The following is an 11,129-nucleotide window of genomic DNA, read 5'->3' on the forward strand; positions in this document are numbered from 1 at the left end:
GCATCGCCATGCGTGCCGACAAAACCGACAAGAGCTTTGCCGCGTTCATTCACCTCGCCGCCGCCATCATAAGCTCCAGATGAATATCAACAGCCCTTAGCATGATCTTTTCCGAAAACCGAAAGCCGCCGTCGGGATCATGCTTTATTGCCGGCGGGCTTCCGGCGCCGGCGCTTCGGGTGGCGGGAGCGGGATCGATATGCCTTCCGCGTCGAATTCCTGCTTGGCGCGCTTGGTGAGATCGGCCTGGGTGGCAAAGAAATCCGCGGCCGATGTCCAGTAGCGCAAGGCGATGGAGACCGTGCTTTCACCCAATGTCGCGACGAAAGCGATCGGCGCCGGCTCGCGCTTGACCCGGCGCTCAGTGGTGGCGATGGCAAGCAGCGTCTTCTGGGCGCGGTCGATGTCGTTCCAGGAGCCGATCGAGAGCGTGATGTCGCCGCGGCGGACGCCGTTGCGCGTGTAGTTGCGCACCGGCTGGTTCCATAGCGTCGAATTGGGCGCCAGGATGTAGACGCCGTCGGCGGTCCTGAGCCTCGTCGCGAAGAGGCCGATCTCCTCGATCGAGCCGGCGATCGAACCGACCTCGACGGATTCGCCGATACGGAATGGCCGCAGCGCCAGAAGCATGATGCCGGCCGCGATATTCTGCAGCGTGCCTTGCAGCGCCAGGCCGATGGCAAGGCCGATGGCCCCGATGGCGGCAATGATAGACGCCGTCTGCACGCCGAACTGGCCGAGCACCATGATGGTGACGAGGATCAGGATGGCATAGCGGACGATCTTGGAGAAGAAATGCCGCAACGTCGCGTCGAAGCCATGGATGTGGCCGAGGCCAGCGGAGATGGAACGCTCGGCAAGGCCGGCAACGATATAGCCGACAACCAGGAGGATGACGGCACCGATGGCCGAGAAGGCGTAGGAAACGATCAGCGTGCTGAGTTGCGCAAGGCCGGCCTGGACGGTGAGAAGGGTGTTCTGCGGGTCGATAGGCATGGGGAAAATCCGGTTGGTGGGCGACCCGATAACCCACGCAGGCGCCATGGGTTCCGATCTTTTTCGGCATGCGGTGGAACCGCGGGACCGACAATACGTTCGTGCGCGACAGGGCGCCGTCTTGAAACTGCAACGGAACTCTGCCTATTTAAGCGGTGTCACCTGCTTTTGGGGGTGATTTGGTTGTTCTTGCTGCGAAAGGAAATACACTGAGAACAGCACTGCGGAAGAAGGCCGATATCATGCCTTCGCCGGCCGGGATCAGCGTAAACGACGCCGTGTCCCGCGCCATCGAGACAGTCCTTGCCAGTCTGGAAGACTCCAAGGCCGAAAACATCGTCTCAATCGACATTCAGGGGAAATCGAGCCTCGGCGACTACATGGTCGTCGCGTCGGGTCGATCGCACCGTCATGTCTCGGCTGTCGCCGATCACCTGCTCAAGGCGCTCAAGGATGCCGGTCTCGGCACGGCGCGCGTCGAGGGGCTGGCAGGCGCCGACTGGGTCCTGATCGATTCAGGCGACATCATCGTCCATGTCTTCCGTCCAGAAGTCCGCGAATTCTACAATCTCGAAAAGATGTGGCAGGCGCCGGACCTCGAGGAAGAGACCATCCACTAAGCCGCCTTTGTTTTGATGCATGTCAAGGCATGCATTGGCGGCTTATAGGGGCGAGGATGAAGGTATCAGTTCATGCCGTGGGCCGGATGAAAGCCGGCCCCGAGAAGCAGCTCGCCGACCGCTATTTCGAGCGCTTTGCCAAAAGCGGCCCGGCGGTGGGGCTAGAGTTTGCCGGCGTGGCCGAAATCGCCGAGGGGCGCGCGCAGACTGCCAACGAGCGCCGGCGCGACGAAGGCCAGAAGCTGCAGGGACAGTTGCAGCCCGGCACCGCACTGATCTTGCTCGACGAACGCGGCAAGAATTTTTCCTCCGAAGACTTTGCAGGGCGCATCGGCCAGCTGCGTGATGGCGGCCGCAAGGCGCTGGTCATCGCCATCGGCGGCGCCGACGGGCACGATCAGCCGCTGCGCGATCAGGCAGAATTGGTGATGTCGTTCGGATTGCTGACCTGGCCGCACCAACTGGTCCGCGTGATGCTGGGGGAGCAGCTGTACCGGGCCGCGACCATCCTTTCCGGCCATCCCTATCATCGTTCGTAACCGGTGGTTTGGCGCGACCATACGGATTTCCGCCCCAATGCGGCACCAGACTGCGCCAATTGGGGCTCTCGCACATGGTTTAGGGGGGCTTTCGAACATGGTTGATTGTTCGTTAACGAAGCCACGCATAGAGTCCGGCTTCAATGTCTGAAGACGGGAAATCATCAGGGACGGCCTCATGGCGCGCGCGCTGCGGCATCGCGGCGGCGATGCTCGTGCTGTCGTTGCACGCGGTGCGGGCCGAGAACACGCTCGACCTTGCCCCCGATCCGGACCAGAGCCGCGCCGAATACGAACAGGTCTCGAAGGAGATCACGCTGTCGTCCGAGCGCCTGGCCAAGCTCGCCGCCGACATCGCGACGATCAAGAAGGACCATGCCTCGATCACCGCCGCCTTGATCCAGTCGGCCATGACCGAGCAGAAACTCGGCCAGGACATCGAGGATATCGGCGCCAAGCTGGAAGGACTGAAGGGCCAGGAACAGAAGATCCGCACATCGCTTGCGGCACGGCGCGACGTGCTGGCCGAAGTGCTGGGCGCCCTGCAGCGCATGGGGCTCAACCCGCCGCCGGCGATCCTGGTCAAGCCCGAGGACGCGCTGTCGTCGGTGCGCAGCGCCATCCTGCTCGGTGCCGTGGTGCCGGAACTGCGCCAGCAGACCGATAGCCTGCTGGCCGATCTCAAGGAGCAGTCGCGGGTCACTGCCTCGATCGAGGCCGAGCGGGCGCGGTTGACGGCGGCAGTCGGCGACCAGACAGCGGAAAAGAAGCGGCTCGGCATGTTGCTGGAGGCCAAGCAGAAGCTCGAGGCCGACACGCAAACGCAAATGGCCGCTGAAAAGCAGCGGTCCGAGGCGCTGGCGGCCAAGGCCGGCAGCCTGAAGGAATTGATCGCCTCGCTCGAAGCCGACAAAAGCCGCAAGGCGGCAGATGCGGCCAAGGCCGCCGAGCAGAAGACGGCGGACGGCGACAAGACGTCAGCGCCGGCGGAGACCCCAGCGGAATTGGCGTCCCTGCCTGTACCGGAAGGCAATCGACTTGCCGCAGCGGCACCCTTTTCGGCACTGCAGGGGCAGATCGCATTGCCGGTGACCGGCCGCATCAAACGGCGATTCGGTGCCGAGGACGGTAACGGCGCAGTGATGCTTGGCGACATGGTTGCGACACAATCGGGAGCCATCGTTACCGCGCCGGCGGATGGGAATGTGCTTTATGCGGGGCCGTTTCGCTCTTATGGTCAACTCTTGATCCTGAACGCAGGCGACGGTTATCATGTCGTTTTGGCGGGGATGAGCAGAATCAGCGTCGCGACTGGCCAATCAGTGCTCGCAGGAGAGCCGGTCGGCGCGATGGGAGAGGCCCGGGTGGCGAGCACCTCGGTTTCGAAGAATGGAAATGCCACACCGGAACTTTATGTCGAGTTCCGCAAGGATGGAAAACCCGTCGATCCGGCCCCATGGTGGGCGGACCGTTTTTCTGGAAGGACGTGAAATGATGCGGAAACTGTCGCTTCTGTTTGCCGGTGCGCTGATGGGCGCGTCCGCCATGAGCCTTGTTTATGGCACACCCGGCTCGGCGGCGAACGCTGCGGGGTCGGAGACCTACAAGCAACTGGCCATCTTCGGCGATATCTTCGAGCGGGTGCGGGCGCAATATGTGACGCCGCCCGACGACAAGTCGCTGGTCGAGAACGCCATCAACGGCATGCTTTCCTCGCTTGACCCGCACTCCTCCTACATGAACGCCGAGCAGGCGCAGGATATGCGCGTGCAGACCAAGGGTGAGTTCGGCGGCCTCGGCATCGAGGTCACCATGGAAAACGACCTGGTCAAGGTGATCACGCCGATCGACGACACGCCGGCCGCCAAGGCAGGCGTGCTTGCCGGCGACTATATCGCCAAGATCGATGGCGAGGAGGTTCGCGGCCTCACCCTCAACGACGCGGTCGAGAAGATGCGCGGCTTGGTCAACACGCCGATCAAGCTCACCATCCTGCGCCAGGGCGCCGACAAGCCGATCGAATTGACGGTCGTGCGCGACATCATCAAGGTCAAGGCGGTCAAGTTCCGGGTCGAGAACGACATCGGCTACATGAAGATCACCTCGTTCACCGAAAAGACCTATGACGACCTCGAGAACGCCATCGACACCATCAAGAAGCAGGTGCCGAACGACAAGCTCAAGGGCTATGTGCTCGATCTGCGCCTCAATCCGGGCGGCCTGCTCGACCAGGCGGTGAGCGTCTCCGATGCCTTCCTCAACCGCGGCGAGATCGTCTCGACGCGCGGTCGCGATCCGAAGGACGTCACCCGTTTCGACGCCAAGCCCAAGCAGGTCGACGACATCAACGGCAAGCCGATGATCGTGCTCGTCAATGGTGGCTCGGCCAGTGCGTCGGAAATCGTCGCCGGCGCGTTGCAGGATCTGCGCCGCGTCACGGTGGTCGGCACGCAGTCCTTCGGCAAGGGCTCGGTGCAGACCATCATTCCGCTCGGCGAAAACGGTGCGCTGCGGCTGACGACGGCGCTCTATTACACGCCGTCCGGCAAGTCGATCCAGGGCAAGGGCATCACGCCCGACATCAAGGTCGACCAGCCGCTGCCGCCGGAACTGCAGGGCAGGGACCTGACGCGCGGCGAATCCGACCTCAAGGGCCATATCAAGGGCGCCGACGAGAGCTCGACCGGTTCAGGCTCGGCAGCCTATGTGCCGCCGGATCCGAAGGACGATCTGCAGCTCATCTATGCCGAGCAGCTGCTGCGCGGCCAGAAGACCGATCCGTCCTTCCCGCCCAATCCGGAAAAGGCCGTTCTCAACCAGTAAAGCTCTGGAGCGGCGCAAGCGCCGCTCCAGTTTTTTTGTTTTGGCATCGGATTTTCCCAAAACCGGATTCCACTTTTGGGTCCGATGCCAGGGGCCGACAACAGGTCTGGCCGCCTGATGGAAGCAATGCGATGCTGCCGGGACCGAAAGGTTCCGGCAGTTTGATTCGGGGCAAGGCGAGGCCCCGGGTTGCGGGCGCCAGGGGTGCGCCAGGATTGATGAATTCGCGCATGTCTTTTCGAAGCGGTTTCGTCTTCGGAGCATGCGCCCGGGGATGCGGCTTGGCTGACATAGGCAAGGACATCGAACGCCCGCTTGGACAGACGGTCCGATCGACGCGCGCGGCCGGCAAGGTCAGCGCCGGCGCGATCGCGGCAACCGTGGTCGTGTTGGCGGTGGTCGGCGTCTCCGGTGCGATCGCGCTCAGGGAAAAGCCGTTCCGCAAGCCGCAAGAGGTCGCCGTTTCGACGCCGAAAGTGACGGCGACGGCCGAGCCCGCTGCCGCGCCGGCCGCATTGGCCCCGGTGGCCGCAGCCAAGCCGGAGGCGCCCGCCAAAACCGGTGGGCCGCAGATCATCCAAGTACAGACGGAGGAGGGCGACGGCCCGCCCAAGGCGGGGATCGTCATTCGCGACCCGTCAACCATGGGGCAGAACCTGAAGATCGCCCATATTCCCGACAAGGCGCTGATCGAAGCCAGCCAGACCGGGCCATTGCCCGCCCGGGCAGCCGATGGCCGGCGCCCGTTCGACGTCTATGCGCGGCCGTGGTCGGGCGCGCGTGGTGCACGGGTGGCGATCGTCATCGGCGGGCTTGCGGTTTCGCAGACAGGCACCCAGGCGGCCATCGCCAAGTTGCCGGCGGAGGTGACGCTGGCCTTCGCGCCGCAAGGCAACAGCATCGGCCGCTGGATGCAGGCGGCTCGGCAGGGCGGCCACGAGATCGTCATGCAGGTGCCGCTCGAACCGTTCGACTATCCGAACATCAACCCCGGCCGCAACACGCTGACGGTGGCGGCGAGTGCGGATGAGAATTTGAAGAACCTACACTGGGCGCTGTCGCGGACGACAAACTACACCGGCGTCATGAACTACATGGGCGCGCGTTTTTCCGCCGACGCTACGGCGATGGAGCCGTTCATGGCCGAACTCGGCAAGCGGGGCCTGGCCTATATCGACGATGGCTCGTCGGCACGCAGCTTGGCGCCGGACCTGGCGCTGAAGGACGGCGTGCCCTTCGTCTCCGGCGACACGGCGATCGATGCCGTGCAGGATCGCGGCGCCATCCTGAAGAAACTCGACGGGCTGGAAGCCACCGCGCGTGCCAAAGGCTTTGCCGTCGGCATCGGCTCGGCCTTCGACCTCACGGTCGACACCGTGTCGTCCTGGGTGACCGAGGCCAAGAAGCGCGGCATCGAGATCGTGCCGATTTCGGCGGTGGCCATCGATCCGCAAAAAGGCTAGCGATCCTCCCAAGTATCGAATTTCCAGCAACGGCCGGCACGAGGGCAAGATGGCTAAGAAGACTGTTGATCGCGAAACGTTGCCGTATCGTCCCTGTGTCGGGCTGATGATCTTCAACGCCGACGGCCTGGTCTGGGTCGGGCATCGCATTGCCGAACCGGACAGCGAATTCGCCGGCACGACGCAGCTCTGGCAGATGCCACAGGGCGGCATCGACAAGGGCGAGGAGCCGTTGCAGGCGGCCGAGCGCGAGCTCTACGAAGAGACAGGCATGCGCGGCGTCTCGCTGCTCGCCGAGGCGCCGGACTGGATCAATTACGATTTGCCGGACCACCTCGTCGGCATCGCCTTCAAGGGCAGGTATCGCGGCCAGACGCAGAAATGGTTCGCCTTTCGCTTCCATGGCGATGTCGGCGAGATCCAGATCAATCCGCCGCCGGGCGGCCATACCGCCGAATTCGACAAATGGGCATGGCGGCCGATGCAGGACCTGCCCGACCTGATCGTGCCGTTCAAGCGCCATGTCTACGAGGAAGTAGTGGCGGCGTTCCGGCATCTGGCGCAATAGCCTCGACCGAAACGACCGCAGTTGCCGCGCCGGCCTGGCGGCCCTATTGATGTCTAATGCGCGTCGCGTTTGAACGGATTCAAGCGACGCGCTTCAGGCTTTTGTTTTATGCATGTCGTTCTCCCAAAACCGGGGCCACATGCAATATTCGCCACGAGAAGGGTCGCCATGGACGACGCCCCCAAGAGGTCGCTGCCCGAGGACATCGCCGCCACAGGCGAAGCGGTGGCGGGCGCCATCCTGACCATCGACCTTGGCGCGATCCGTGAAAACTACCGGCGGCTGAAAACGCACCTGGGTGGCGTGCGCTGCGCCGGCGTGGTCAAGGCCGACGGCTACGGGCTTGGCGCCAGTCAGGTGGCGGCGGCTCTCGCCGGCGAAGGTTGCGATATCTTCTTCGTCGCGCTTCTGGGCGAAGGCATCGCCTTGCGTCGCTCGCTCGGGCCGGGGTCCGACATTTTCGTGCTGAACGGCATTCCGCCCGGTGCCGAGCCGGACGCCGTGGCGGCAGACCTTTCTGCCGTCGTCAACAGCCCCGGACAACTGGCGGCCTGGCGTGCGGCGGCCGGCCGCGCCGGCCGAAAGCTGCCGGCGGCGATCCAGGTCGATAGCGGCATGTCGCGGCTCGGCATGGCGCCCAGGGATGTCGAGCGCGTTGCCGCCGATCCCGGTGCCTTCGACGGCATCGATGTCCGTTTTGTGATGAGCCATCTGGCCTGCGCCGACGAGCCGGAGCATCCGGCCAATGAACGGCAGCGACTGGCGTTTGAGCGGCTGCGCGCACTCTTGCCGGAGGCGCCGGCCTCGTTCACCAATTCGTCCGGCATTTTTCTTGGGCAGCGCTTTCACTATGATCTCGCCCGGCCGGGTGCCGCGCTCTACGGCATTAATCCGACGCCGGCCAGGCCGAACCCGATGCTGCCGGTGGTGCGGCTGCAGGCCAAGGTGGTGCAGACACGCATGCTGGAGGCCGGAGTTGGTGTCGGCTATGGCCACACCTTCCGCACCACCGCTCCGCTCACGGCCGCGACGATTTCGCTCGGCTATGCCGATGGCTGGCACCGCCGCGCGGCGTCCGCGGCCTGGTTCGAGGGCGTGCGGCTGCCCTTCCTTGGGCGGGTGTCGATGGATTCGATCATTCTCGACATTTCCGCTTTGCCACCCGGCAGGCTGGGCGAGGGCGATCTCGTCGAACTGCTCGGCCCCTCGCAAAGCGTCGACGACGCGGCCGGCCATGCCGGCACCATCGGCTACGAAATCCTGACCAGCCTCGGCCACCGCTTTCATCGGCGTTACGTCGACGGTTGAGCGGTTTGGCCACGCTTAACAAGCTTGCGCCTGTCGGCAAGGGTCGGTGCATGAGCAACCTCGCCCATATCAGAACCTTGTTCAGGGTCTGCCCGATCGCGGGATCGTAGCCCCGGCGCGGCCGCCTTGTTGGCGTCCGTCCGAACCGGGGCATCCATACATCCAACACCGCCATCAAGCCTGACAGCCCTCGCGGCTGCCGGCTTTTCATCAGGCTGCCGTCAGTACGGCGGCAAGCGCGTATCTATTCGATGCGCCAATCCAAGAGGTTTGCCATGCAGCATGCAACAGGACTGCACCCACAGAACCAGCTCACAGTCAGCGATGCCGACCATGACAGGCTGACAGGCCTGGCGAGAGCGTCGCTCGACCGCACGCCTGAGACTGCCGAAGAGCTGCTTTCGGAAATGGACCGGGCCGTCGTCACGGAAGCGGCGGCGATGCCTGCCGGCGTGGTGCAAATGGGCTCGACAGTGACAATCCGTGGCGAAAACGGGGACACCCAGCGCATCACGCTGGTCTACCCCGGCGATGCCGATATCACTGAAAACAGGATTTCGGTGCTGACGCCGATGGGGACGGCGCTCATCGGCGCAACCGTCGGGCAGGCGGTGTGCTGGAGCAGCCGTGGAGGCAGGGAACTGTCGGTGACCGTCGAAGCCGTCGAAACGCCCGCCTCCGAGCCGCAGCGGCTCTGATCGTGGGGATGATGATGGCAGGCACGAACTGTTGCTTGACGACCAAGGACTTTGCCGTCCTCGAAGTCATGCTGGAGCGTCGACGGGCATTCGCGGACCCGATGGTGCATATGCTTGAACACAAGCTTGCAAACGCCGATCTCGTCTCGATCGATGTGGTCGAACCCGATATCGTGACGCTGAACAGCAGAGTGGTGTTTCGCATCGATGCCGGCCCTGCCGAAACGCGAACCCTGGTGCAAAACGAGGTGCGCGGACCGGTCGGCTCCAGTCTGTCGATCGCCACGCGGCGCGGGCTTTGCATGCTTGGCATGGCGCAAGGCCAGACGGCCATGATCGAACAGGCCGACGGGCAGGAACGAGTCGATCCTGATCAAGGCCGTGCTTTACCAGCCAGAGGCTGCGCGACGCGCAGTCAAGGAGAAATCCCTGGGCGAGGTGAGGCGACCATATGGGCTCACCCTGGTCTACAGCGCCGCGACCGACAGGCGGCCTCTTGGCGAGACGGCTGGAATGCGGCAGACAGAGGACGACGACCCCGGTCCCTCGGCGGCGTGAACTGGCAACACAGCATGGTCTCGAAAATCGGAATCGATTTTCGGAAAGGATCATGCGCAAATCGAAAATGCGGCCGCGTCTATGGGCGTCCGGAAGGACGCGGCACGGCAAGGAGTGAACGATGAAAATCATGGTGCTGGGCGGTGGTGTCATCGGGGTGACCACGGCGTACTATCTCGCCGAGGCCGGCCACGAGGTGACGGTGGTCGATCGCCAGAAAGGCCCGGCGCTGGAAACCAGCTTCGCCAATGCCGGCGAGATTTCGCCCGGCTATGCCTCGCCCTGGGCCGGGCCCGGCATTCCGTTGAAGGCGATCAAGTGGCTGCTGATGAAGCATGGCCCGCTGGTCGTGCGGCCGGCCTTCGACCCGCATATGTGGACATGGCTGGTCAAGATGCTGCGCAATTGCACGGCCGAGCGCTATGCGATCAACAAGGCGCGCATGGTGCCGCTGGCCGAATACAGCCGCGACACGCTGAAGGCGCTGCGCGAGGCGACCGGCATCGCTTATGACGAGCGTGCCCAGGGCACGCTGCAGCTATTTCGCACGCAGAAGCAGCTCGACGGCACCGGTGGCGATGTCGAGGTGCTGAAGAAATATGGCGTGCCCTATGAGATCCTCGACCAGGACGGCTGCATCGCGGCGGAGCCCGGCCTGGCCGGAGTGCGCGAGAAATTCGTCGGAGGCCTCAGGCTGCCGCGCGACGAGACCGGCGACTGCAAGATGTTCACCGACCGGCTGGCCGAGCTGTGCGTGGCCCGCGGCGTCAAATTCGAATATGACTTCACGGTTTGGCGCGTTATCCGCAGCCGCAACCGCATCGCCAATCTCAGCACCAGCAAGGGCTGGATGACCGCCGACGCCTATGTCATGGCCATGGGCAGCTATTCGGCGGATTTCATGCGTCGGGTGAAGCGGCCGATCCCGGTCTATCCGGTCAAGGGCTATTCGATCACCGTGCCGATCCAGGATGCCGCCGTGGCGCCGGTGTCGACGGTGATGGACGAGACCTACAAGGTGGCGATCACCCGGCTGGGGAACCGCATCCGGGTCGGCGGCACGGCCGAGATTTCCGGCTTCGACCTCAGGCTGCACGAATCGCGACGGCGCACGCTGGAACACTCGGTCGGCGATCTCTTTCCGGGCGCCGGCGCGATGCGGGACGCGACGTTCTGGTGTGGGCTGCGGCCGATGACGCCGGATGGTCCGCCGCTGATCGGCCGAACCGAGCTTTCCAACCTCTATCTCAACACCGGCCACGGCACCCTCGGCTGGACCATGGCGTGCGGCTCAGCCAAGGTGCTGTCCGATATCATCTCCAGCCGGGTGCCGGACATCGATGTCCGAGATCTCGCGCAGGACCGCTATCTGCGATAGGGGGCGGCGACGGCGTTGCTCAGGTTTTGCTTTCATGCATGTCGTTGCCCCAAAACCGGAGCAATTTCGGGCGCCATGCTTTAAGGGCTGTTGATATTCATCTGGAGCTTATGATGGCGGCGGCGAGGTGAATGAACGCGGCAAAGCTCTTGTCGGTTTTGTCGGCACGCATGGCGAT

11 protein-coding genes are annotated in these 11,129 nt (G+C 64.0%); 10 read left to right on the plus strand and 1 reads right to left on the minus strand.

The genetic code is table 11. From position 1 onward, the window contains the following. Positions 1–144: 144 nt before the first annotated feature. The gene (locus tag AC07FD_RS27770) at positions 145–996 is read right to left on the minus strand and encodes a mechanosensitive ion channel family protein (RefSeq protein WP_477300045.1); all 852 of its coding nucleotides are present in this window, start codon (positions 994–996) and stop codon (positions 145–147) included. Between the two features lie 242 nt (positions 997–1,238). Between AC07FD_RS27770 and rsfS the strand changes: the two genes are divergently transcribed. The 10 genes from rsfS to AC07FD_RS27820 all read left to right on the plus strand — a co-directional run bounded on the left by rsfS (position 1,239) and on the right by AC07FD_RS27820 (position 10,951). Beyond that, entirely contained in the window at positions 1,239–1,616 is a 378-nt protein-coding gene (gene rsfS / locus AC07FD_RS27775; protein ID WP_478352441.1) for a ribosome silencing factor, read from the plus strand. A 56-nt stretch (positions 1,617–1,672) separates the two neighbouring features. Further along, on the plus strand, positions 1,673–2,155 hold the full coding sequence (gene rlmH, locus AC07FD_RS27780) for a 23S rRNA (pseudouridine(1915)-N(3))-methyltransferase RlmH (RefSeq protein WP_457151021.1): 483 nt from the start codon (positions 1,673–1,675) through the stop codon (positions 2,153–2,155). Positions 2,156–2,298: 143 nt separating this feature from the next. Beyond that, positions 2,299–3,645 carry a murein hydrolase activator EnvC family protein gene (locus tag AC07FD_RS27785; protein WP_478352442.1) on the plus strand — a complete coding sequence of 449 codons (1,347 nt, stop codon included), beginning with the start codon at positions 2,299–2,301 and terminating at the stop codon, positions 3,643–3,645. Between the two features lies 1 nt (position 3,646). Then, on the plus strand, positions 3,647–4,978 hold the full coding sequence (locus AC07FD_RS27790; RefSeq protein WP_167392059.1) for a S41 family peptidase: 1,332 nt from the start codon (positions 3,647–3,649) through the stop codon (positions 4,976–4,978). Positions 4,979–5,259: 281 nt separating this feature from the next. Then, positions 5,260–6,441 (plus strand): divergent polysaccharide deacetylase family protein, encoded by a 1,182-nt coding sequence (locus AC07FD_RS27795; RefSeq protein ID WP_095084198.1) that lies wholly within the window; start codon positions 5,260–5,262, stop codon positions 6,439–6,441. A gap of 49 nt (positions 6,442–6,490) precedes the next feature. Next, a complete protein-coding gene (locus AC07FD_RS27800; RefSeq protein WP_478352443.1) occupies positions 6,491–7,009 on the plus strand; it encodes an RNA pyrophosphohydrolase in 519 nt (172 codons plus the stop codon). 168 nt (positions 7,010–7,177) lie between these two features. After that, a complete protein-coding gene (gene alr / locus AC07FD_RS27805; RefSeq protein WP_478352444.1) occupies positions 7,178–8,317 on the plus strand; it encodes an alanine racemase in 1,140 nt (379 codons plus the stop codon). Between the two features lie 275 nt (positions 8,318–8,592). Beyond that, entirely contained in the window at positions 8,593–9,015 is a 423-nt protein-coding gene (gene rnk, locus AC07FD_RS27810; RefSeq protein ID WP_478352445.1) for a nucleoside diphosphate kinase regulator, read from the plus strand. Between the two features lie 35 nt (positions 9,016–9,050). Then, entirely contained in the window at positions 9,051–9,698 is a 648-nt protein-coding gene (locus tag AC07FD_RS27815; RefSeq protein ID WP_478352446.1) for a GreA/GreB family elongation factor, read from the plus strand. Continuing rightward, on the plus strand, positions 9,695–10,951 hold the full coding sequence (locus tag AC07FD_RS27820) for a D-amino acid dehydrogenase (RefSeq protein WP_478352447.1): 1,257 nt from the start codon (positions 9,695–9,697) through the stop codon (positions 10,949–10,951). Before AC07FD_RS27815 ends, AC07FD_RS27820 begins: the two co-directional genes overlap by 4 nt. The last annotated feature ends 178 nt before the right edge of the window (positions 10,952–11,129 follow it).

It is taken from the genome of Mesorhizobium waitakense, assembly GCF_056431085.1.